Origin of the sequence: Streptomyces sp. SKN60 (assembly GCF_026236535.1) — a bacterium.
Taxonomy (GTDB): Bacteria; Actinomycetota; Actinomycetes; order Streptomycetales; family Streptomycetaceae; genus Streptomyces.
This window is the reverse complement of sequence record NZ_JAHTMW010000021.1, coordinates 21,939-43,550: the sequence shown is the minus strand read 5'-3', so window position 1 is coordinate 43,550 and position 21,612 is coordinate 21,939. Positions and strand designations below refer to the sequence as shown.

At 73.0% G+C, this 21,612-nt stretch carries 20 protein-coding genes; 11 read left to right on the top strand and 9 right to left on the bottom strand.

Annotated elements, in window-relative coordinates:
- Positions 1-188 precede the first annotated feature (188 nt).
- Positions 189-1,433, bottom strand: coding sequence for an extracellular solute-binding protein (locus KV205_RS29090; protein ID WP_265867685.1), 1,245 nt, complete (start codon positions 1,431-1,433; stop codon positions 189-191).
- Positions 1,434-1,702: 269 nt separating this feature from the next.
- Between KV205_RS29090 and KV205_RS29085 the strand changes: the two genes are divergently transcribed.
- Positions 1,703-1,918, top strand: a complete 216-nt coding sequence (locus tag KV205_RS29085; protein WP_265867684.1) for a dodecin — start codon at positions 1,703-1,705, stop codon at positions 1,916-1,918.
- Between the two features lie 71 nt (positions 1,919-1,989).
- On the opposite strand, the gene KV205_RS29080 is transcribed toward KV205_RS29085, so the two are convergent.
- Complete coding sequence (locus KV205_RS29080) at positions 1,990-2,478, bottom strand: hypothetical protein (protein ID WP_265867683.1); 489 nt, start codon at positions 2,476-2,478, stop codon at positions 1,990-1,992.
- Positions 2,479-2,629: 151 nt separating this feature from the next.
- Between KV205_RS29080 and KV205_RS29075 the strand changes: the two genes are divergently transcribed.
- Positions 2,630-3,697, top strand: a complete 1,068-nt coding sequence (locus KV205_RS29075) for an LLM class flavin-dependent oxidoreductase (protein ID WP_265867681.1) — start codon at positions 2,630-2,632, stop codon at positions 3,695-3,697.
- A gap of 9 nt (positions 3,698-3,706) precedes the next feature.
- Positions 3,707-6,121 carry an excinuclease ABC subunit UvrA gene (locus tag KV205_RS29070; protein ID WP_265867680.1) on the top strand — a complete coding sequence of 805 codons (2,415 nt, stop codon included), beginning with the start codon at positions 3,707-3,709 and terminating at the stop codon, positions 6,119-6,121.
- A 24-nt stretch (positions 6,122-6,145) separates the two neighbouring features.
- On the opposite strand, the gene KV205_RS29065 is transcribed toward KV205_RS29070, so the two are convergent.
- Positions 6,146-6,700, bottom strand: a complete 555-nt coding sequence (locus KV205_RS29065) for a YceI family protein (RefSeq protein ID WP_265867679.1) — start codon at positions 6,698-6,700, stop codon at positions 6,146-6,148.
- 131 nt (positions 6,701-6,831) lie between these two features.
- Here KV205_RS29065 and KV205_RS29060 point away from each other — a divergent pair, with 131 nt between their 5' ends.
- From KV205_RS29060 to KV205_RS29045, 4 genes are all read left to right on the top strand, one after another.
- Complete coding sequence (locus tag KV205_RS29060) at positions 6,832-7,686, top strand: helix-turn-helix domain-containing protein (RefSeq protein ID WP_265867677.1); 855 nt, start codon at positions 6,832-6,834, stop codon at positions 7,684-7,686.
- Positions 7,687-7,823: 137 nt separating this feature from the next.
- The gene (locus tag KV205_RS29055; RefSeq protein ID WP_265867676.1) at positions 7,824-8,603 is read left to right on the top strand and encodes a CPBP family intramembrane glutamic endopeptidase; all 780 of its coding nucleotides are present in this window, start codon (positions 7,824-7,826) and stop codon (positions 8,601-8,603) included.
- A 16-nt stretch (positions 8,604-8,619) separates the two neighbouring features.
- On the top strand, positions 8,620-9,915 hold the full coding sequence (locus KV205_RS29050; protein WP_265867674.1) for a sensor histidine kinase: 1,296 nt from the start codon (positions 8,620-8,622) through the stop codon (positions 9,913-9,915).
- Positions 9,867-10,511, top strand: a complete 645-nt coding sequence (locus KV205_RS29045) for a response regulator transcription factor (RefSeq protein ID WP_265867673.1) — start codon at positions 9,867-9,869, stop codon at positions 10,509-10,511. Before KV205_RS29050 ends, KV205_RS29045 begins: the two co-directional genes overlap by 49 nt.
- A 10-nt stretch (positions 10,512-10,521) precedes the next feature.
- Here the strand turns inward: KV205_RS29045 and KV205_RS29040 are convergent, their stop codons facing one another.
- From KV205_RS29040 to KV205_RS29030, 3 genes are read right to left on the bottom strand one after another with little or no spacing between them, the layout of a single operon-like run.
- Positions 10,522-11,271 carry a succinate dehydrogenase/fumarate reductase iron-sulfur subunit gene (locus tag KV205_RS29040; RefSeq protein ID WP_265867671.1) on the bottom strand — a complete coding sequence of 250 codons (750 nt, stop codon included), beginning with the start codon at positions 11,269-11,271 and terminating at the stop codon, positions 10,522-10,524.
- A complete protein-coding gene (locus tag KV205_RS29035) occupies positions 11,268-13,226 on the bottom strand; it encodes a fumarate reductase/succinate dehydrogenase flavoprotein subunit (protein WP_265867670.1) in 1,959 nt (652 codons plus the stop codon). The genes KV205_RS29040 and KV205_RS29035 overlap by 4 nt, the downstream gene beginning before the upstream one ends.
- Before the next feature lie 2 nt (positions 13,227-13,228).
- Complete coding sequence (locus tag KV205_RS29030; RefSeq protein WP_265867668.1) at positions 13,229-13,957, bottom strand: succinate dehydrogenase; 729 nt, start codon at positions 13,955-13,957, stop codon at positions 13,229-13,231.
- A 95-nt stretch (positions 13,958-14,052) separates the two neighbouring features.
- On the opposite strand from KV205_RS29030, the gene KV205_RS29025 reads away from it, so the two are divergent.
- Positions 14,053-14,949 carry a LysR family transcriptional regulator gene (locus KV205_RS29025; RefSeq protein ID WP_265867667.1) on the top strand — a complete coding sequence of 299 codons (897 nt, stop codon included), beginning with the start codon at positions 14,053-14,055 and terminating at the stop codon, positions 14,947-14,949.
- A gap of 54 nt (positions 14,950-15,003) precedes the next feature.
- Here the strand turns inward: KV205_RS29025 and KV205_RS29020 are convergent, their stop codons facing one another.
- Together KV205_RS29020 and KV205_RS29015 are read right to left on the bottom strand one after the other, a co-directional pair.
- Positions 15,004-17,175 carry an EAL domain-containing protein gene (locus tag KV205_RS29020; protein WP_265867666.1) on the bottom strand — a complete coding sequence of 724 codons (2,172 nt, stop codon included), beginning with the start codon at positions 17,173-17,175 and terminating at the stop codon, positions 15,004-15,006.
- Complete coding sequence (locus KV205_RS29015; protein ID WP_265867665.1) at positions 17,172-17,984, bottom strand: SAM-dependent methyltransferase; 813 nt, start codon at positions 17,982-17,984, stop codon at positions 17,172-17,174. Before KV205_RS29015 ends, KV205_RS29020 begins: the two co-directional genes overlap by 4 nt.
- Positions 17,985-18,514: 530 nt before the next feature.
- Here KV205_RS29015 and KV205_RS29010 point away from each other — a divergent pair.
- From KV205_RS29010 to KV205_RS29000, 3 genes are all read left to right on the top strand, one after another.
- Positions 18,515-19,111, top strand: a complete 597-nt coding sequence (locus KV205_RS29010) for a hypothetical protein (protein WP_265867664.1) — start codon at positions 18,515-18,517, stop codon at positions 19,109-19,111.
- Positions 19,112-19,151: 40 nt separating this feature from the next.
- Positions 19,152-19,916, top strand: coding sequence for a DUF4239 domain-containing protein (locus KV205_RS29005; RefSeq protein ID WP_265867663.1), 765 nt, complete (start codon positions 19,152-19,154; stop codon positions 19,914-19,916).
- A 169-nt stretch (positions 19,917-20,085) separates the two neighbouring features.
- Positions 20,086-20,649, top strand: a complete 564-nt coding sequence (locus tag KV205_RS29000; protein WP_265867662.1) for a hypothetical protein — start codon at positions 20,086-20,088, stop codon at positions 20,647-20,649.
- Between the two features lie 115 nt (positions 20,650-20,764).
- On the opposite strand, the gene KV205_RS28995 is transcribed toward KV205_RS29000, so the two are convergent.
- Positions 20,765-21,298: a hypothetical protein gene (locus KV205_RS28995; RefSeq protein ID WP_265867661.1), complete on the bottom strand. Its 534-nt coding sequence runs from the start codon at positions 21,296-21,298 to the stop codon at positions 20,765-20,767.
- Between the last annotated feature and the right edge of the window lie 314 nt (positions 21,299-21,612).

Below are 21,612 nucleotides of genomic sequence, written 5' to 3'. Positions count from 1 at the left end.
CGGACGGGGACGGTGGGAGCCGGGCCGTGCGAGCGGTGGCCCGGCCCCTCGTTTCTTCCGCGACCGACTGGATTCGACGTGACCGGACGGGGGCCGGTTGGTGTGGAGGCGCTGAATGGTGGGCGGAGCGGGGGCCTGAGCCGGGGCCGTGACCGGAGCCGGGTCGACGGCCCCCTGGGGCCGGTGGTCTATTCGCCGAGGGCGTCGGTGATCTTCTCGGAGGCGTCCCTCGCGGCCTGCGCGGGGTCTTCGCCGGAGAGGACGGCGCTCATGTAGGGCTTGATCGGGTTGTCGGCCTCGACGTCGGCCCACTTCGGGGAGTTGGGGGTGGCCCGGCCGCGGGCGGCGCCGACGGCCATGGTGGCGGTGGCCTCCTGGCCGGCGACGAGGGGGGCGAGGGTCTTCTTGTTGGGCACGTAGTTCATGGCGCGGGCGAGTTCGCCCTGCCACTTCTCGCCGGCGAGCGCCTTCACGACGTCGAGGGCGGCGGCGCGGTCGGGCGCGTTCTCCGGGATGATCAGGTCGGAGCCGCCGGTGAAGACGGCGCAGGGCTGGCCGGCCTTCTTGCCCGGGATGGGGAAGAAGCCCAGCTTGTCCTTGAGTTCGGGGTTGGCCTTGGTGATGGCGGCGATGGCGCTGGGGGCGGCGATCATCTGCGCGACGTCGCCCTTGGCGAAGACCTCGGCCTGCGGCGGGGTCTGCTCGTCGGCGTTCTTGGGGCCGTCACCGAGGGCCTGGAGGCGCTTGTAGAAGTCCATGCCGCGCAGCGCGGCCGGGCTGTCGAGGGCGCCGGCCCAGGCACCGCCCTTGTCGACGGCGAGGTCGCCGCCCTCCTCCCATATGAAGCCGGAGAGGGTGTACCAGTCCTGGCCCGCCAGGTAGATGCCCTGGGTGCCGCCGTCGTTGAGCTTGGCGGTGTCGTCGAGCCATTCGTCGCGGCTCTTGGGCGGCTTGACGCCGGCGGCGGCGAACAGGTCCTTGTTGTAGATGACGATGCGGTTGGCGGCGTACCAGGGGATGCCGTACTGCGCGCCGTCGATGCTGCCGGGCTCGGCGAGACCGGGCAGCCAGTCCTCGCTGCCGAGGTCGCGGACCGACTCCAGGGTGAGGTCGTAGAGCTTGTCGGTGTCGGCGTACTGCGCGACCTGGGTGTTGCCGACCTCGATGATGTCGGGCCCGCCCTCGCCGGTGATGGCCTCGGTGACCTTCTTGCCGATGCCGGTCCACTCCTGGACGGTGACTTCCAGTTCGATGTCGTCGTGCTCGGCCTCGTAGGCCTCGGTGAAGCGCTGGAGGAAGTCGTCGCTGACGCTGTCGCGCATCAGCCAGAGGTTCACCGTGCGGGTCTGGCTGCCGCCGGGGAGCAGTCCGCAGCCCGCGAGGGTGAGGGCGGAGACGACTGCCAGCGGACAGACGAGACGTCGGTTCTTCACGTAGGTCACCTTCTGCGGTCCAGTGCGTGACACCTGGTGGGGGCCACGGCATGGGGGCTGACCCGACGTGTGGGGGGACCTGACGGGAGGTTCGCGCGGGTATGTGGCCTGGATTCTGGTCTGGACCAAAGCGGATGGTCAAGTCCTGGACCATCGCCTTCTCGGGCCGCTCCCCGCTCGCCGGACCGGACGCCGACGTGTCGCGGACCTCTCCCGTCTGGGGCACGGTGGAGGGAACCCACCGAGGTCACGAGAGGAGTCCGGCTCCCATGTCGAACCACACCTATCGCGTCACCGAGATCGTCGGCACGTCCACCGAGGGCGTCGACCAGGCCATCCGCAACGGCGTCGAACGCGCTTCCCAGACCCTGAGGGGCCTCGACTGGTTCGAGGTCACCGAGGTCCGCGGCCATCTCGTCGACGGCGCGATCGAGCACTACCAGGTGGGCCTGAAGGTCGGCTTCCGGCTGGAGGAGGAGGGCTAGTCCGCCGCCTCCGTGACGGGGGTGCGTGACGGGGGTGCATGACGTGGGGGTGCGTGACGTGGGGGCGGCCGTCAGGTGCGCCCCTCCGTCTCCTGCGCCTCCCGCAGCGCCTCCGACGGCGCCGCCCAGCGGGCCCGGACCACGGTGAAGCCGGCCGCCTCGGCGGCGTCGCAGACCAGTTCGTCGTCGTCGACGAGCATCCGCACCTCGCGGTCCCTGGACAGCCGGCGCAGCACCTCCAGCTTGGTCTGGCGGGCCGGGCGGAAGTCCCGGTCGCGGCGCATGTGGACGGGGCCCTCCGGCAGCTCCTGCGCTTCGAGCCAGGCGAGGGTGTCCCGGCGGCAGCGCTCGGGGCGCCCGGTCAGATAGACCACGTCGCACTCCTCGGCGCTCTCCCGGCACAGGGCGACGCCCTCCGGGAGCGGCGGGTCCTTGGGCGCGGCGGCGAAGAATCCGGCCCAGTCGCGCGGGCGGCCCTCCAGGAAGTGCTGCCGGTGGGCGGTCGAGGCGAGGGTGTTGTCGAGGTCGAAGACGGCCACGGGCCTGTGCTGTCGGGTCACTCCCCCAGCGTAGACAGACCCGCTGACATCGCCCGTGACCCGCCCGACGGGGGCGCGGTCGGCGCACGGTCGGCCCACGGTCCGCGCACTGTCGGCGCCCTGTCCGCGTGCCCGGCGGGAATCCCTCGCGCCGTCAGACGTTGGAACGGGGGTGAGCAGCTCGACGACGCCCTTCGAGGCACTCCGCGGCATCCGCTTCTCGGTGCTCGACCGCTCCCGTACGCGGGACGGCGAGGAACCCGGCCGGGCGCTGCGCGACACGGTGGACCTGGCCCGGGAGGTCGAGGCGCTGGGCTACCAACGGTTCTGGGTCGCGGAGCACCACAGCGTGCCGGGGGTGGCCGGGTCCGCGCCGACCGTGCTCGCTGCGGCCGTCGCCGGGGCGACCTCGCGGATCCGGGTGGGCACCGGCGGGGTGATGCTGCCGAACCACCAGCCGATGGTGGTGGCGGAGCAGTTCGGCGTCCTGGAGTCGCTGTTCCCGGGGCGGATCGACATGGGGCTCGGCCGTTCGGTCGGTTTCACCGACGGCATCCGGCGGGCGCTCGGCCGCGACAAGGAGGACGCGGACCGGTTCGCGGAGCAACTGGACGAGCTGCTCGGCTGGTTCACCGGCACCCAGAGCGCGTATCCGCAGGTGCACGCCCGGCCCGCGGAGGGCCTGCGGGTGCCGCCGTACGTGCTCGCGACCGGCGAGGGCGCGGCGATCGCGGCGGCGGCCGGGCTTCCGCTGGTGATCGGCGACCTGCGCGGCCGGGCGCGGCTGCGCGAGGCGGTGGAGACCTACCGGTCCGCGTTCGTGCCTTCGGCGTGGTCGGCCGAGCCGTATGTGACGGTCGCGGGCACGGTCGTGGTGGCCGGCAGCGAGGAGCGGGCCCGGCGGCTGCTGATGCCGGAGGCCTGGTCGCTGGCGTACGCGCGGACGGTCGGCGTCTTCCCGCCGCTGCTGCCGCCGGAGCGGATCGAGGAGCTGCCGATGTCGGAGAAGCAGCGCGGCTTCTACGAGGCGGGGCTCGGCGGGCATGTGTACGGCACCGAGGAGCAGGTCGCCGAGCAGCTGGCGCGGGCGGTCGAGGAGACGGGCGCGCAGGAGGTCCTGGTGACGACGAGCACTCACGACCGGGCCGCGTTGATCGACTCGTACCGTGCGCTGGCCCGGCTGGCGGGCCTGACCGCACCGGCCGGGCTGACCAGGGCAAACGAGGCAAGCCGGCCATAGAATCGGCGGATGCGCGACACCGAAACCGACACCGAAACCGGCACCGATCACCGCACCGACCCGTTCCCGCTCGGCCCCGCCGCCCCTCATGATCCGTTCGTACGGGTGCGGGGCGCCCGGGAGCACAATCTGCGCGGGGTCGACGTGGACATCCCGCGCGACGCGCTCACCGTGTTCACGGGGGTGTCGGGTTCGGGCAAGTCGTCGCTGGCGTTCGGCACGATCTACGCGGAGGCGCAGCGCCGCTACTTCGAGTCGGTGGCGCCGTACGCCCGGCGGCTCATCCACCAGGTCGGGGCGCCGAAGGTCGGGGAGATCACGGGGCTGCCGCCCGCGGTGTCCCTGGAGCAGCGGCGGGCGGCGCCCAACGCGCGCTCGTCGGTGGGCACGGTGACCACCCTGTCCAACTCGCTGCGGATGCTGTTCTCCCGCGCGGGCGCCTATCCGCCCGGCGCGGAGCGGCTCGACTCGGACGCCTTCTCCCCCAACACGGCGGCCGGGGCGTGCCCTTCGTGCCACGGGCTCGGCCGGGTACACGAGACGAGTGAGGAACTGCTCGTGCCGGACCCGGGGTTGTCGATCCGCGAGGGCGCGATCGCGGCCTGGCCCGGGGCCTGGCAGGGCAAGAACCTGCGGGACGTGCTCGACACCCTCGGCCACGACGTGGACCGGCCGTGGCGGGAGCTCGACCCGAAGGACCGGGAGTGGATCCTGTTCACGGACGAGCAGCCGGTGGTGACGGTCCACCCGGTGCGGGAGGCGAACCGGATCCAACGCCCCTATCAGGGCACGTACATGAGCGCCCGGCGCTATGTGCTGCACACCTTCTCCGACTCGAAGAGCGCGACGCTGCGGGCGAAGGCCGAACGGTTCCTGACCAGCGCGCCGTGCCCGGTGTGCGGGGGCAGCCGGCTGCGGCCGGAGGCCCTGGCGGTGACCTTCGCCGGCCGCACGATCGCGGAGCTCGCGGCGCTGCCGCTGACGGCCCTCGCCCGGACGCTGGCGGCGCACGAGGGCTCGGAGACGGCGCGGGTGCTCACCGAGGACCTGGTGGCGCGGATCGCGACGGTGACCGAGCTGGGCCTCGGCTATCTGAGCCTGGACCGGGCGACACCGACGCTGTCCAACGGGGAGCTGCAGCGGCTGCGGCTCGCCACCCAGCTGCGGGCCGGTCTGTTCGGGGTGGTGTACGTGCTCGACGAGCCGTCCGCCGGGCTGCACCCGGCCGACACGGAGGCGCTGCTCGTGGTCCTCGACCGGCTGAAGGCGGCGGGGAACACGGTGTTCGTGGTCGAGCACCATCTGGACGTGGTGCGGCACGCCGACTGGCTGGTGGACGTGGGGCCGCGGGCGGGCGAGCACGGCGGGCGGGTGCTGCACAGCGGGCCGCCGGCGGCGCTCGCGGAGGTGACCGGGTCGGCGACCCGCCGTTTCCTCTTCGACCCGGAGCCGGTGCCGGACCGGGCGGTGCGCACGCCGTCCGGGGAGCTGACGGTCGGGCCGGTGACCCGGCACAACCTCGACGGTCTGGAGGCCGTGTTCCCGCTGGGGGTGCTCACGGCGGTGACCGGCGTGTCCGGGTCGGGCAAGTCGACGCTGGTCGGGGCGCTCACCGAGACGGCGGAGGAAAACGGGGACGTGAGCCGGGTGGTGACGGTCGATCAGAAGCCGATCGGCCGGACCCCGCGCTCCAACCTCGCCACGTACACGGGCCTGTTCGACGTGGTGCGCAAGCTGTTCACGGAGACGGAGGAGGCACGGGAGCGCGGCTACAAGGCGGGGCGGTTCTCCTTCAATGTGCCCGGCGGGCGCTGTGAGACCTGCCAGGGCGAGGGCTTCGTCTCGGTGGAGCTGCTGTTCCTGCCGAGCACGTACGCGCCCTGCCCGGACTGCCACGGGGCCCGCTACAACCCGGAGACGCTTCAGGTGCGGCTGCGCGGGCTGACCATCGCGGAGGTGCTCGACCTGACGGTGGAGGCGGCCGGCGACTTCTTCGCCGACGTCCCGGCGGCGGCCCGCCCGCTGCGCACCCTGCTCGACGTCGGCCTCGGCTATCTGCGGCTCGGACAGCCGGCCACCGAGCTGTCCGGCGGCGAGGCCCAGCGCATCAAGCTCGCCGCCGAGCTGCAGCGGCCGCGCCGCGCGCACACCCTGTACGTCCTGGACGAGCCGACGACCGGGCTGCACCCGGCGGACGTGGAGGTGCTGATGCGGCAGCTGCACGGGCTCGCCGACGCCGGGCACACGGTGGTCGTGGTCGAGCACGACATGGACGTGGTGGCGACCGCCGACCGGGTGCTCGACCTGGGGCCGGGCGGCGGCGCGGAGGGCGGCCGGATCGTGGCCGAGGGGACCCCGGCGGAGGTGGCCTGGACGCCGGGGAGCCGGACCGCGCGGTTCCTCGCGGCCCGGCTCGGGCTCTGAAGCCCTTGAGCTCCCCGCTGGTGGTCAGCGGGGGTCGAGGAACTGCACCTCAAGGGTGACCTTGATGACGTCGCCGAGGACGCCGGGCGCGAAGTCCAGGCCGAAGTCACTGCGGCGGAACTCGCCGGTGGCGTCGAAGCCCGCGTGCTGGTGCCCGTCCACCGGGTTGTCGACGACCCCGCCGAACTCGACGTCGAAGACGATCGGCCGCGTCACGTCGCCGATGGTGAGCTCGCCCTCCAGGGTCCACTCCTCGCCGTCCCCGGCGATCCGGGTGGAGCGGAAGGTCATCGTGGGCCGCTTCTCGACGTCGAGCAGATCGGCGGCGCGGACGTGGGCGTCCCGGTCCGGGTTGCCGGTGTCGACGGAGGCGAGCGCCACGGTGGCGGTGATCGAGGAGGTCTCCAGGGTGTCGCCGACGACCAGCTCGGCCTGGAGCTCGTTGAAGCGGCCGCGCACCTTGGAGATCCCGAAGTGGCGGATGGTGAAGCCGACGGCGGAGTGCAGCGGGTCGAAGGCCCAGCTGCCCGGGGCGAGCGGCAGGACGGTGGGCGTGGTGGCGTGGGATTCGGTGGTCATGGGCCCCACGCTGCCGCGCCGCCGGGGCGGGAGGAAGGCCGTGCCGAGACGGGTAGTGCGGAGCCTGGTAGTGCGGAGCCTGGTAGTGACAGGGCCACCCTCGCCCGCGGCCGCGCCCGTACGCTGGACCGATGAGCGACAACGAGCTGGGCGCGTTCCTGCGCGCCCGTCGTGAGGCCGTGACCCCCGCCGAGGCCGGCCTCCCGGCGGGCCCGAGGCGACGCACCCCGGGGCTGCGCCGGGCGGAGCTGGCCATGCTGGCGGGGATCAGCGTGGAGTATCTGGCCCGCCTTGAGCAGGGCCGGGACCGCAATCCCTCGCCGCAGGTGCTCGGCGCCCTGAGCGAGGCCCTGCGGCTGCCGCTGGAAGCCCGGCTGCACCTGCGGAACCTGATGAAGTCCGGCTCCCACCACCACATCTGCACCCGGGCGCCCGCCCCGGCGCAGGAGGTGCGGGCCCCGGTCCGGGCGCTGCTCGACCGGCTCGGCCCGACCCCGGCGGTGGTCCTGAACATGCTGGGCGAGGTCGTGGCGCACACCGACGGCTACGCGCGCCTTGCCGGTCCGGTGGGCCTGCTCGACGGCGACCGGCCGAGCCTGCCGCGTTTCGTCTTCACCGACCCCCGGGCCCGTACGGTCTACCCCGACTGGGACCGGGTGGCGGACCAGCAGGTGGCCGGCCTTCTGCTCTCGCTCACCCGGAACGATCCGCACATGGCCGAGCTGGTCCAGGAGCTGACCGTGACCGCCGGTCCGGCCTTCTCCTCGCGGCTCGACGCGCCCGCGCCCGTACCCTCCCGCTCCGGCGTGGACCGCTTCGTCCATCCGGAGGCGGGTGAGCTGCGCCTCGCGTACGAGGTGCTCGAACCGACCGAGACGGACGCCCAGCACCTCGTGGTGTACCTGCCCGCCGACGAGGCGTCGGAGTCGGCGCTCGACGGCCTGATGGGCCGCCGCCCGGGCACCCTGCGCGCCGTCGGCGCCTGAGCCCGGACCCGTACATCCCTTCCGGGTGTAGGTAGGTACACCCCGATCCGGCACCTGGAGGCAGTGGCCGGGCCCGCTGCCGGCGGCAGAGTCGACGTCGACCGATGAGAAGCCGGACGACGGGGAGGCCGAGGGGCATGCGGGTGTGGAAGGCGGAGACGGGGGTGTTCCTCGCTGTCGCGTTCGTGGCGGCGGGGCTGCTCGGGGCGGTGCAGCCGGCGACGGGGGTGCCCGCCGAGGTGGTGCAGCTGACCCAGTTCGGGCCGGCGGCGGGCGTCCTGGTGGTGGCGCTGCTCTGGCCGGGGCGGATCCGGGAGCGGCTCGCGGGGACGCTGCCGGAGCGCGGGAGCCGCGCGCGGGGCCGGGGGCTGCTGCTCACGGCGCTGTTGATCATCGGGCTCGCGGCGGGAGCGTACGCGCTGTGGACCGGCAGTCCCGGGTTCACCGATCCCCGGACCCTCGCCCACCCCTTCGCGCTGGTCGTGGCGGCCCAACTGGTCGGCGCCTGCGGCGAGGAGATCGGCTGGCGCTGCTTCCTCCAGCCGCTGCTGAGCGCCCGGTTCGGCCCCTGGGCGGCCTCCCTCCTCGTCGGTGCGGTGTGGGGGGTGTGGCACGTGGGGGTGTTCGCCGAGACGCCGGCGTACGCGGCGGGGTTCCTGGTGGCGACGGTGGCGATGTCGGTGGTGCTCGGCCTCGGCCTGGAGCGGATCCGGGCGAACCGGCTGCTGCTCGCGGGCGGCTTCCACACGCTGGTCAACCTGGGGATGCTGCTGTTCATGGACGAGGAGTCGGGGGCGGCGGCGCCGATGGCGCTGTTCGGTCTCGCGTGCCTGGTCGCGGCGGTGCCCTGGGCGGTGGTGGCCGGGCGGCGGGCGCCGCTGGATACGATCGTGGCGGCGCGACGGGGCGCGCTCTGACATGGGGGAACGACGGGTGGGGAGAGTGCGGGGCGCCTGGACGGCGCTGGTCCGCTGCCAGCGGGTGTCGCTGCGTACGCTCGTCCTCCCTCTGTACGGGAGCGGGGTGGTGCTCGCGCTGCTCCTGCTGCCCGTCGGGCTCGGCTTCCCGCTGCTGCCGCCGGCGGCGGCCGCCCTGCGCCGCCGCTCCGACGCGCGGCGGGCCCGGCTCGCCCGCTGGTCGGGCCTGGACGTCGCCGCCCCGGGACCCCTCCCCCGTACGGCCAGGGCCGTCCTCGGCGACGAGGGCTTCTGGCGGGACCTGCGCTGGGCGTGGCTGGAGCCGCTGACCGGCGGGCTGCTGGTCGCGGTGCCGTTGTCGCTGTTCTGGTTCGGGGTGTTCGGCGCGGTGGTCCAGCCGTTCGTGTGGCGGGAGTTGGGGGACGGCAACTGGTACGCCTTCGTGCCGGTGGTCTCCCCCGCCACCGCGGTCGCCGCGGCGCTCCTCGGGCTCGGCTTCGTCGCGGGCGCGGTGGCCCTGGCGCCGTGGACGCTGGCCCGGTACGCCCGTTGGAGCCGGCGCGCGCTCTCCGTGCCGTACGAGACGGTGCTCGCCCGCCGGATCGACCAGCTGACCGGCACCCGGGCCGACGCGCTCGACTTCCAGGCGGCCGAACTGCGGCGCATCGAGCGGGACTTGCACGACGGGGCGCAGGCGCGGCTCGTGGCGCTCGGGATGACCCTGGCGGAGGCGGCCCGGCGGCTCGACGAGGATCCGGCCGCCGCGCGGGCGCTGCTCGCGGACGCGCGGGAGGTGTCCGAGCGGGCGCTCGGGGATCTGCGGGAGCTGGTGCACGGGATCCTGCCGCCGGTCCTGGCCGACCGGGGGCTGGGTGACGCGGTGCGCTCGCTGGCCCTCGACTCCTTCCTCGACGTGGCGGTGGACACCGCCGGTCTGCCGCCGGGCCGGCTGCCGGCGGCCGTGGAGTCCGCGGCCTACTTCGCGGTGGCCGAACTCCTCGCCAACGCCGCCAAGCACGCCGGCGCCCGCGAGGTCCGGATCGTCCTCGGGCACACCGGCGGCGCCGACGGTCTGTTGCGGGTGACCGTCGCCGACGACGGCCACGGCGGCGCGGCCCCCGCCCCGGCACCGGCGGCCCCGCACGGTGGCGGGCCGCACGGTGGTGGTCTGCACGGTGTGCGGCGCCGGCTGCGCGCCTTCGACGGAACCCTCGCCCTGGACAGTCCGCCGGGCGGCCCCACCCTCGCGACCCTGGAGATACCGTGCGCGTCGTCCTCGCCGAAGACCTCTTCCTCCTCCGGGACGGGCTGACCCGGACCCTGGAGGAGCACGGCTGCGAGGTGGTCGCCGCAGTCGACAACCACCCCGCCCTGGTCCGCGCGCTGCGCGAGGAGCGCCCGGACGTGGCCGTGATCGACATCCGGCTGCCGCCGCTCTTCACCGACGAGGGCCTGCGGGCCGCCCTGGACGCCCGCCGGGAGCGGCCCGGGTTCCCGGTGCTGATCCTGTCGCAGTACGTGGAGCAGTTGTACGCGCAGGAGTTGCTGGCCGGCGGGGAGGGCGCGGTCGGCTATCTCCTGAAGGACCGGGTGACGCACACGGCTCAATTCGTCGACGCGGTACGGACGGTGGCCGCGGGCGGCACGGTGCTCGACCCGCAGGTGGTGGCCCGGCTGCTGGCCCGCAGCGACGCCCGGGGGAACACGGCCGCGCTCACCCCGCGCGAGCACGAGGTGCTGCGGCTGATGGCGGAGGGCCGGTCGAACGCGGCGATCGCCACCGCGCTCCACATCAGTGAGAGCGCGGTGGCGAAGCACACGGCGGGCATCTTCGGGAAGCTGCGGATCGAGCCGTCGGCCGACGACAACCGCCGGGTCCTCGCGGTCCTCGCGTACCTGCGCCGGTGAACGCTGAAGGCTAGGAGCGGGCGGCCTTGCGGCGGGCCCGCAGCCACTCCTTGTTCATGGCGGCGATCGAGGGCAGCGGGATGCCCTTGGGGCAGGCGGTGGCACACTCGCCGGTGAGCGTGCAGCCGCCGAAGCCCTCGGCATCCATCTGGGCGACCATGTCGAGGACCCGGGTCTCCCGCTCGGGCGCGCCCTGCGGCAGCACGTTCAGGTGGTTGATCTTGGCCGAGGTGAACAGCATGGCGGAGCCGTTGGGGCAGGCCGCGACACAGGCGCCGCAGCCGATGCACTCGGCGTGCTCGAAGGCGAGGTCGGCGTCGGCCTTGGGGACCGGGGTGGCGTGCGCCTCGGGCGCGGAGCCGGTGGGGACGCTGACGTAACCGCCGGCCTGGATGATCCGGTCGAAGGCGGAGCGGTCGACGACCAGGTCCTTGACGACCGGGAAGGCGGCGGCCCGCCAGGGCTCGACGTCGATGGTGTCGCCGTCGCGGAAGGACCGCATGTGCAGCTGGCAGGCGGTGGTGCGCTCGGGGCCGTGGGCGTCGCCGTTGATGACCAGGCTGCAGGCCCCGCAGATGCCCTCGCGGCAGTCGTGGTCGAAGGCGACGGGGTCCTCGCCGCGCAGGATCAGCTCCTCGTTGAGGGTGTCCAGCATCTCCAGGAAGGACATGTCGGGCGAGATGCCGTCGACCTGGTAGGTGGCCATGGCGCCCTCGGCGTCGCCGTTCTGCTGGCGCCAGACGCGCAGGTTCAGCCTCATGCGTAGCTCCGCTGGGTGGGGTGGACGTACTCGAAGGTGAGCTCCTCCTTGTGGAGGACGGGGGCGGTGTCGCCTGTGGTGAACTCCCAGGCGGCGGCGTACGAGAACTCCTCGTCGCGGCGGGCGGCCTCGCCGTCCGGGGTCTGGGACTCCTCGCGGAAGTGGCCGCCGCAGGACTCGGCGCGGTGGAGGGCGTCGAGGCACATCAGCTCGGCGAGCTCCAGGTAGTCGACGATCCGGTTGGCCTTCTCCAGGGACTGGTTGAACTCCTCACCCGTCCCCGGGACCTTGATGCGGCGCCAGAACTCCTCGCGGATCTCGGGGATGCGGCGCAGCGCCTTGCGCAGGCCCTCCTCGGTGCGGGCCATGCCGCAGAACTCCCACATGACTTCGCCGAGTTCGCGGTGGAAGGAGTCAGGGGTGCGGTCGCCGTCGACGGCGAGGAGGAGGTTCAGCCGGTCCTCGGTCTCGGCGAGCACGTCCCGTACGGCGGGGTGGGCGTCGGTGACGGGTTCGGCGTGCGGGTGGCGGGCCAGGTAGTCGTTGATGGTGGCCGGGAGCACGAAGTAGCCGTCGGCGAGGCCCTGCATGAGGGCGGAGGCGCCGAGCCGGTTGGCGCCGTGGTCGGAGAAGTTGGCCTCGCCGATGGCGAAGAGGCCGGGGATCGTGGTCTGGAGGTCGTAGTCGACCCAGAGTCCGCCCATCGTGTAGTGCACGGCGGGGTAGATCCGCATCGGCGTCTCGTAGGGGTTCTCGGCGGTGATCCGCTCGTACATGTCGAAGAGGTTGCCGTACTTCTCCTCGACCTTGGCGCGGCCCATCCGCCGGATGGCGTCGGCGAAGTCGAGGTAGACGCCCTGGCCTCCGGGGCCGACGCCGCGGCCCTCGTCGCAGACGTTCTTGGCGGCGCGGGAGGCGATGTCGCGCGGGACGAGGTTGCCGAAGGAGGGGTAGATGCGCTCCAGGTAGTAGTCGCGCTCGTCCTCGGGGATCGCGTGCGGCGGGCGGGTGTCGCCCTGGGCCTTGGGGACCCAGATGCGTCCGTCGTTGCGCAGCGACTCGCTCATCAGGGTGAGCTTGGACTGGTGGTCGCCGGTGCGCGGGATGCAGGTGGGGTGGATCTGGGTGAAGCAGGGGTTGGCGAACCAGGCGCCGCGCCGGTGGGCCCGCCACACGGCGGTGGCGTTGGAGTTCATGGCGTTGGTGGAGAGATAGAAGACGTTGCCGTAGCCGCCGGTGGCGAGGACGACGGCGTCGGCGTAGTGGGTGGAGATCGCGCCGGTGATCAGGTCGCGGGCGACGATGCCGCGGGCCCGGCCGTCGACCACGACGAGGTCGAGCATCTCCGTACGCGGGTGCATCTCGACGTTGCCGGCGGCGATCTGCCGGGACAGCGCCTGGTAGGCGCCGAGGAGGAGTTGCTGACCGGTCTGGCCGCGGGCGTAGAAGGTGCGGGAGACCTGGACGCCGCCGAAGGAGCGGGTGTCGAGCAGGCCGCCGTACTCGCGGGCGAAGGGGACGCCCTGGGCCACACACTGGTCGATGATCTCGACGGAGATCTGGGCGAGCCGGTGCACGTTGGACTCGCGGGCGCGGAAGTCTCCGCCCTTGACGGTGTCGTAGAAGAGGCGGTGCACGGAGTCGCCGTCGTTGCGGTAGTTCTTGGCGGCGTTGATGCCGCCCTGGGCGGCGATGGAGTGGGCGCGGCGCGGGGAGTCCTGGTAGCAGAACTGGACGACGTGGTAGCCCTGTTCGGCGAGGGTGGCGCCGGCGGAGCCGCCGGCCAGGCCGGTGCCGACGACGATGATCCGGTGGCCGCGGCGGTTGGCGGGGTTGACGAGCTTCGCCTGGAAGCGGCGGGTGTCCCAGCGGTCGGCGATGGGTCCGGTGGGGGCGGCGGTGTCGGCGATGGGCTCGCCGACGGTGAAGGCGGGGTTGATCGAGGGGTTGCTCATGGTCAGTTCACCACTCCGGTCATGACGCCGACGGGGACGGCGACGAAGCCCGCGGTCAGCACGAGGGCGAGGGCGTTCGCCAGGAACTTCAGAGCTCGTTCGCGGCGGGCGTTGCCGACGCCGAGGGTCTGGGCGGCGCTCCAGAAGCCGTGCCGGACGTGGAGGCCCACGGCGAGCATGGCGACGATGTAGATGATGTTGCCGTACCAGGTGGAGAAGGTGTCGATCACGTTCTGGTAGGGCTTGCCGTCCTCGAAGCCGCCGGTGTGGACGGTGCCGGCGGTGAGGTCGAGGACGTGCCAGACGATGAAGAGGCCGAGGATGACGCCGCCCCAGCGCATGGTGCGGGTGGCGTACGAGGAGCCCTTGCGCCGGTGCGCGTAGCGGGTGGGGCGGGCCCTGAGGTCGCGGCGGCTGAGCTGGTACGCGGAGACGGCGTGCGCGACGACGGCGGTGAGCAGCGTGATCCGGGCGATCCACAGGCCCCACTGGTGGTGCAGGACGGGGGCGCCCATCACGCGCAGCCAGTGGCCGTAGCCGTTGAACTCCTCGGGGCCGAAGAAGATCTTCAGGTTGCCCGCGACGTGCGCGACGAGGTAGGCGAGCATGATCAGGCCGCTCACGGCCATCACGGTCTTCTTGCCGAGGGTCGACGCCCAGAAGCCGCGGGTGGGGGCGGCGGGCGGTCGTGGTGGTGCGGTCTGCCGTGCGGACTTCGTTGCCAGAGCCATGGAAAAGACGCTAGGGCCGAAGGGCCTGAGAGGTCCAAGACATGGTTCGGCTCATCTCGATAGGCGGCCCCTATGAATGCGGGTAGGCTTGAGGCATGCAGTTCCAGCAGCTCCTCTACTTCGTCGCCGTCGCCGAGACCCGCCACTTCACCCGGGCCGCGGAGCGGGTGCATGTCTCGCAGCCCTCGCTGTCGCAGCAGATCAAGGCGCTGGAGCAGGAGCTGGGCGCGGAGCTGTTCAGCCGGGCCCGCGGGAACATCGCGCTCACCGACGCGGGCGAGGCGCTGCTGCCGCTGGCCCGCCGGATCCTCGCCGACACGGACACCGCGCGGCACGAGGTGCAGGAGCTGGTGCAGCTGAAGCGGGGCCGGGTGCGGCTCGGCGCGACGCCCAGCCTGTGCACCGGGCTGCTGCCGGACGTGCTGCGCGACTTCCACGACCTGCACCCGGGGATCCGTCTCCTCATCGAGGAGGGCGGCTCGCACGACCTGGTACGGGAGCTGGCGCGCGGCGCGCTGGACCTGGCGCTCGTGGTGTTGCCGCTGCCGACGCCGTCGCCCGCGCTGACCACGGTGGAGCTGCTGACGGAGGACCTGGTGGTGGTGTCGTCGGCCGCCGCGCCGGCGCCGCGGCGGCCGGTGCGGATCGCGGAGCTGCGGGAGCAGCCGCTGGTGATGTTCCGGCACGGGTACGACCTGCGGGAGCTGACCGTCGCCGCCTGCCGCGCGGAGGGCTTCGAGCCCTCCTTCACGGTCGAGGGCGGCGAGCTGGACGCCGTCCTCGGCTTCGTCCGGGCCGGGCTCGGCCTCGCCGTCGTCCCGGCCATGGTCGCCGCCCGCGCCGGCCGCGACCTCCGCGTCACCGCCCTGGCCCGCCCGGGCCTCCGCCGCACCATCGCCCTGGCCCACCGCAGCGACGTGGCGCCGCCGCGGGCCGCGCGGGAGCTCCAGAAGCTGCTGACGGCCTCGCGCCGGGGCGCGCCGCGGGCCTGAGGCCGTTGGGGGCGGCGCCCGACCGGCGCGCGGGCGCCGCCCGGAAGCGCTCCCCTACACGGCGTCCACCAGCGCCAGCGACCGGATCCGGTCCGGGGCGCCCGGGCGGGCGTAGTACCAGCCCTGGGCCGTGTCGCAGCCGAGGTCGCGGAGTTGCTGGGCCTGGGCGCCGGTTTCGACGCCCTCGACGGTGACCGCGAGTTCGAGGCTGTGGGCGAGCTGGACGATGCCCTCGACGATCTTGATGTCGACCGGGTCCGCCGGGTGCTGCTGCATGCCCTGGGTGAAGGAGCGGTCCAGTTTGAGGACGCTCACCGGGAGGCGGCGCAGGTTGGCCAGGTTGGAGTAGCCGGTGCCGAAGTCGTCGAGCGCGATGTCCACGCCCATCTCGGCGAGCTGCCGCAGCGGCTTCAGGAGGTCGTCGTCGGCGCCGATGAGCGCGGATTCGGTGACCTCCAGGCACAGCGCGCCCGGTTCGAGGCCGGAGCGCTCCAGGACGTCGACGGTCTCGGCGACCAGGCCGGGGTGGTGGAGCTGGGTCGGCGAGAGGTTGACGTTGATCCGCAGCGGCCCGGTCGCGGGGTGCCCGCCGGGCGCCTCGTCCTGCCAGAACCGGGCCTGGCGCACCGCCTCCTGGAGCACCCAGCGGCCCAGCGGCACGATGAGCCCGGTGTTCTCGGCGAGCGGGATGAAGCGGTCCGGGCCGAGCACCCCGTGCTGCGGGTGGCACCACCGTACGAGCGCCTCCGCGCCGTGCACGCTGCCGTCCCCGAGGTGCACCAGCGGCTGGTACTCGATGAAGAACTCGCCGCGCTCCAGGGCGGCGGGCAGCGCGGTGGTCAGCCCGTGCCGGGTGATGGCCCGCGCGTCGGCCTCCTCGTCGGCGTACTCGAAGCGGTTGCCGCCCGCCGACTTGGCCCGGTACATGGTGATGTCGGCGCTGCGCAGCACCTCGGCCGCGGTCCGCTCCCTCGCCGGCCCCTCGACCACGCCGACGCTGCCGCGCACGGTGAGCTCGCGCCCGTCGATGCTGATCGGGGTGGCGAGCGAAGCCAGCATCCGGTCGGCGAGCTCGCCGACCTTGCGCTCGCTGCCGGCCCCGGTGGTGAGCGCGACGAACTCGTCGCCGCCGAGCCGGGCGACCATCTCGCCGGGCGCGGCGACACAGCTCTGCAGCCGGTCGGCGACCTCGACGAGCAGCCGGTCGCCGGTGGAGTGCCCGAGGCTGTCGTTGATCACCTTGAAGCCGTCGAGGTCGAGGTAGGCCAGACCGAAGCCGGCGTCGCCGCCGGGGCCGAGGGTCTTCTCCAGGCGTTCGAAGAACAGCGTGCGGTTGGGCAGCCCGGTGAGCGCGTCATGGGTGGCCTCGTAGCGCAGCCGGAGGTTGAGCAGCCGCCGCTCGGTGGTGTCCTCCATCAGCGCGAGCTGGTACTGCGGCCGGCCGGCCGCGTCGCGCAGCAGCGAGACGGTGAGGTTGGTCCACAGGACGGTGCCGTCGCCGCGGTAGTACGGCTTCTCGACGCGGTACGACTCGCGCTCGCCGCGCACCAGTTCGTCGTAGAGCCGCCAGACGTGCGGGCCGTCCTCGGGGTGCACCCATTCGACGATGTTCTTACTGGTGACGGTGGTCTCCAGACCGCCGAACATGCGGGTGAGGGCCTCGTTCACCTCCAGGATGTTGCCGTTGAGGTCGGCGATGCCGATGCCGACGGCGGCGCCGTCGAAGACCGCGCGGAAGCGGCTCTCGGTGGCGTGCAGGGCGAGTTCGGCGGCGCTGCGCGCGGAGAGCGCGGAGTGCGCGATGGACTCCTGCTCGGCGAGGGTGCGTTCGCGCAGGGCCTGGGCGAAGCCGGCCGCCATGGCGTGCTGGAGCCGGGAGCAGCGGGCGCGCAACTCCTCGGCGCCGACGCCCTGTTCGTCGCCGCAGTACAGCACCAGGTAGGCGTCGACCACACCGAGGCTACGGGCGAGCGCGTCCGGGTCGGTGCAGTGGGCGGCCACCAGGGCCTGCCCGACCCGGTGCGCGGGCGCCGTGTCGAAGGGCCGGGCGTGCAGCGCGTCGCACAGCTCCTGGGCGGGCGGCAGCAGGTGCCGCTCGAACTCCTGGCGGGTCATCGAGGTGGCGGTGACCGGGAACACGGCGCGGCTCCAGATGGTCACGAACCGCCTGAGTCTGTCCTCCGGTCCGTCGGCCACGGAACCGGCAGGCTGGGACGGCACCTTCACGCCTTGCGCCCCACCCCTGCGAACCCGGAGAAGGCGAAGGGATCCTCCTCCTCGTCGGGACTGTCGGACCGCCACAGGGGCATGGGCACGACGCCCGGCTCGACGATCTCGGTGCCGTCGAAGAAGCGGGTGATCTCCTCGCGGGAGCGCATCACCAGCGGGTTGCGGATGTCGCGGTAGACGCCGACGGCGCCGCCGGCCCGCTCCTGCGGCACGGGGATGCCCTCGTACGAGGCGTGGGTGAGGACCAGCAGGCTGCCGGGCGCGAGCCCGTCGAGCAGTTCGGCGACGGCGGCGCCCGGCTCGTCCGAGTCCTCCAGGAAGTGCAGCACGGCGACGAGCAGCAGGGCCACCGGGCGGTCCAGGTCGAGGAGTTCGGTGACCTCGGGGCTGTGCAGGATCTCGCGCGGCTTGCGCAGGTCCGCGGCGACCACGGCGGAGCGGGGGTCGTCGCCGAGCACGGCCCTGCTGTGGGCGACGGCGACCGGGTCGTGGTCCACGTAGACGACCCGGGCGGCCTCGCTGGCGGCCTGGGCGACCTCGTGAACGTTGCCGAAGGTCGGTATCCCCGAGCCGATGTCCAGGAACTGCGTGACGTCGTTGTCAACGGCGTGCCGCACGGCCCGGCGCATGAAGGCACGGTTCGCCTGCATGATCTTGGGGAGTCCCGGCAGGAACTCCATGGCCTTGCGGGCCGCTTCCCGGTCCACTTCGAAATTGTGCGAGCCGCCCAGATAGAAGTCGTACATACGGGACACGCTCGGCACCGAAATATCGATGCCCGGCGGAGCCCAGGCGGGACGCTCCATCAAAGTCTCCAACAAGTCGCCGTGAGATGTGGCCAGGTGTTCGCGGCCTGTGTTCGAGCTGAGGCTACTGATCGCCCGCCGAGAGAGCGAGTGGAAACGGAAATTCTCGATCCGTTCTTGGTCACACGCCAATGGCACGTGCTCCGGGTAAGGAAGAGTTCACGCCTTCAGGTCGTGCAAATTCACGTGCATATGGTCGTGCGGCCCCCTGACCTGCGTTCCGTCGCAGCCCGCGGGCCGGGCGGGCGGTCACCGTGACTCAACGGGCGGCGACTACCGGCCAGTTACCGGATCCGGGCCCGTGGAACGCCGCGCGCCGCCCCCGCACCACCCTCACACGCCGCCCCCGCGGACGGGGCCGATCGGTCGGGAATCCACCGCAACGGAGGACCTGTTGGCGCGTTGGGCAGCCCGTGAGACGACAGAGTCGGCGGAAACGTCAAACCAGTGCACACCAAGATCCGCTCCATCCGGGGAATCCGGGGCGGTTCCGGCCCGTCCGGACCGTCCGCCCGCTCATGCTGCTCGGCGTGTCTCTCTTGCCTCAGTACCGGTTCTCCCGCTACGGGACGCGGCTGACGCGCCCGCTCGCGGCCGGCGCGCTGGTGTGGTTGCTCACCGCACCGGCCACGCCGGCGACCGCCGACGCGTGCGCCTGGGCCGTGACCGGGCCCGGCGGATCGAGCGGGGTGGCGATCGCGGGGGACGGGCCGTGCCATCCGACCCATCCCCCGCACCCCACGCATCCCCCGCATCCCACCCATCCGCCGCACCCGACCCACCCCCCGAAGCCGACCCACAAGCCCGCGCCGAAACCCCCACCGAAGCCCGCCCCGAAGCCGAAGCCGCCGGCCCCGCCACCGCCCCCGGTGCGCACCACGCCGCCGAGGCCCGCTCCTCCCCCGCCGCCGCGCCCCGCGCCCCCGGCGCCCGAGCCGGAGCCGGCGCCCCCGAGCCCGTCCCCGGTTCCCACGGTGCGGCCCCGGCCCACCCCGGTCGCCCTGCCGCACTACCGGCGCACCGCCCGCGTCAAGCCCAAGAGCACGCCCAATGTGATCACCACGACCCTGCTCGTCACCGCCCCCGCGGTGATCGCGACCGCGATCCTGCGGCCGCGCTCCCGCTGACCCCCCGCCCCTCAACCACCCCGCAACGGAGGAAACACCCTTGTCCGAATGGGTTGTGCTCACCATCGCGATGGCCGCCGCATGCGCCGTCGTGCTGGCCATCGTCGTCATCAACCACCGGCGGATCCCCGAGGACGACGACCCCAGCGAGACCCCCGACGTCATCGAGTACATGACGATGATGATCGGCGTGGTGTACGCGATCGTCCTCGGTCTCGCCATCGCCGGCGTCTGGGAGGCCCGCAGCGCCGCCCAGGAGACGGTGCGCCAGGAGGCCCAGGCGATGCACGAGATCTCGGAGCGGGTCGAGGTCTATCCGCTCGCCACCCGGGAGCGGATCCGCGCGGACATCGACGCGTACGTCCGGTATGTGGTGGAGGACGAGTTCCCGTACATGACCGAGCACGGCGAACTGAGCGACACCGGCACCGAACTGCTGCAGAAGGTGCGCCGCAGCGTGACGGACTACCAGCCCGCCAACGACTTCGAGGGCCAGGCCTACCAGCCGCTGGTGGACCAGGTCGCGGTCGCCGACGACGCCCGCAACGCGCGCGGCGAGAACGCGGGCGCGACGATGCCCGGGGTGGTGTGGTTCGGCCTCATCACCGGCGCCCTGGTGACCGTGGGCCTGATCTTCACCCTGCAGATCCGGCGCACCGGCCGAGAGGTGCTGCTCGCCGGTCTGTTCAGCGCCCTGATCGCCTTCCTGCTCTTCCTGATCTGGGACTTCGACGCGCCGTTCAGCCGGGGCCTGGCGGCCACGGCCGCGCCGTTCGTGGACCTCTTCCCGCAGGTCACGGGCTGACGGAAGGCGCGCGAATGGGCCGTGCGGGGGACATCGGTGCCCCATTCGCGCGTCTGGGATCGCGGCTGTGGTAGGGGGCTCCTAGCGTTTCGGGCATCGAGGTGCATGTCCCGCCTTTCTCGCGGATACCCCTTCCGCGGCTGCTCCTCGGGGACCCGGAGGATTGACCATGCGCGCGATACGTGCCGCGTCCACCGCTCTGCTGGGGGCGGCCGCCCTCGCCCTGGCCGCCCCCCTCGCCGTCGCCGCCGACGGCGCCCCGGCGCCCGCCCGTCAGGCGCCCGGAGCGAAGGCCCCGGGCGATTTCGTCGTGTCGCCCGGGGTCGTCGCGCCCGGCGGCCGGATCACGCTCAGCGCGCCCGGCTGCGCCAGTACGGCGACGGCCTCGGCCGGCATCTTCGACACCGTCACCATCGCCCCGAACTCGCTGGTCACCGCCACCGTGGACACCGACGCCAAGCGCGGCGCCGTCTACACGGTGACGTTCAACTGCACCGGCGGCATCCAGGGCACCGTCGATCTGACCATCAGCGGCGGCACGCCGGCGACGCCGACGGCCCGGTCGACCGGGCTCGTCACCCCGCGCGGGGTCGCGGGCGGTCTCGGCGGCTCGTTCGACGCCACCGACTCGTGGACCTTCGCGGCCGGCGGAGCCCTTGTGCTCGCCGCGGCGGGCGGTCTGGTCTACGTGATCCGCCGCAGGTCGTCGGCGACCGACGGCCGGCGCCACTGACGGCGCCCCGGGAGTGCCGGCGCACCCCGCCCCGTACACGCCCGTCGCCCCCGAGCCCTGGAAACAGGGACTCGGGGGCGACGGGCGTTGCGGGCCGACCGGGAGGTTCGGCCGGTCAGACCCCCGCGCCGGTCATACGGCGGCGGCGGGCGATGAACAGCCCGCCGCCCAGCGCGGCGGCGGCGACGAGGCTGCCGCCCACCGCCATCTCGGTGGAGCTCGGGGCGAGCGAGCCGCCCAGACCGCCCTGCGAACCCTGGCCGGCAAGGACGCGGAACTGCGTCGTGAGCTTCCGGCCGTTGACGCACGTGGCGGTCACGGTGTGCAGGCCGGGCGTGGCGTTGTCGAAGATGCGGACGCTGACCGTGGAGAACCCCTGGTTGGAGCCCGAGAGGGTGCCCGACGGGAAGGCCGCGGACGAGACCGTGCCCGCGGCGCAGTCCCTGGTGGTGACCAGGAGAAGCGCACCCTGGTGGACCGCGAAGGGGGAGACGGTGATGTTGGAATTGTTGTTGTCACCGCCCTTGGGGGCCTGGAAGGAGCCGACGGTCACGCTGCTGGGCCCGTTGGTGGCGGTGGCGAGGGGGGCCGCGAGCCCGAGCGCCGCGAACGCGGTCGCCGTCACCGCCAGAGTGCGTGCAGCACGCATGGTTGAACCTCCAGTGGAAGGCGCCCCAAAGCGGTGCTCCGGGCGATTCGACGAGTACGCCTTCCATGACGAACCATCACAAACCGGAAAAGCCTTCGCATGTCGGCTTTGAGCCGGTCCGGTGAGGGACGGCACCGGCCGAATGAGTGGGGAATCTGACGGATCCGCAGGTCACGCGGCGTCAGAACGATGATCTGACGATTACTCGGATGGCGGATCACCCGTTCCCCCGGGCGGGGCCGCCGGTACGGGGCGCCCCATCGGCCGACACCCGTTCGCCCCGCTCGGCAGGCCGGTTCGCGTCCGCACCCTTA

Bases quoted from the DNA above. Each gene is read 5' to 3' on its own strand.
- KV205_RS29065 (WP_265867679.1), bottom strand. From the start codon at position 6,700: ATGACCACCGAATCCCACGCCACCACGCCCACCGTCCTGCCGCTCGCC.
- KV205_RS29025 (WP_265867667.1), top strand. From the start codon at position 14,053: ATGCAGTTCCAGCAGCTCCTCTACTTCGTCGCCGTCGCCGAGACCCGC.
- KV205_RS29000 (WP_265867662.1), top strand. From the start codon at position 20,086: ATGCGCGCGATACGTGCCGCGTCCACCGCTCTGCTGGGGGCGGCCGCC.
- KV205_RS29015 (WP_265867665.1), bottom strand. From the start codon at position 17,984: ATGGAGCGTCCCGCCTGGGCTCCGCCGGGCATCGATATTTCGGTGCCG.
- KV205_RS29070 (WP_265867680.1), top strand. From the start codon at position 3,707: ATGCGCGACACCGAAACCGACACCGAAACCGGCACCGATCACCGCACC.
- KV205_RS29060 (WP_265867677.1), top strand. From the start codon at position 6,832: ATGAGCGACAACGAGCTGGGCGCGTTCCTGCGCGCCCGTCGTGAGGCC.
- KV205_RS28995 (WP_265867661.1), bottom strand. From the start codon at position 21,298: ATGCGTGCTGCACGCACTCTGGCGGTGACGGCGACCGCGTTCGCGGCG.
- KV205_RS29030 (WP_265867668.1), bottom strand. From the start codon at position 13,957: ATGGCTCTGGCAACGAAGTCCGCACGGCAGACCGCACCACCACGACCG.
- KV205_RS29040 (WP_265867671.1), bottom strand. From the start codon at position 11,271: ATGAGGCTGAACCTGCGCGTCTGGCGCCAGCAGAACGGCGACGCCGAG.
- KV205_RS29035 (WP_265867670.1), bottom strand. From the start codon at position 13,226: ATGAGCAACCCCTCGATCAACCCCGCCTTCACCGTCGGCGAGCCCATC.
- KV205_RS29055 (WP_265867676.1), top strand. From the start codon at position 7,824: ATGCGGGTGTGGAAGGCGGAGACGGGGGTGTTCCTCGCTGTCGCGTTC.
- KV205_RS29085 (WP_265867684.1), top strand. From the start codon at position 1,703: ATGTCGAACCACACCTATCGCGTCACCGAGATCGTCGGCACGTCCACC.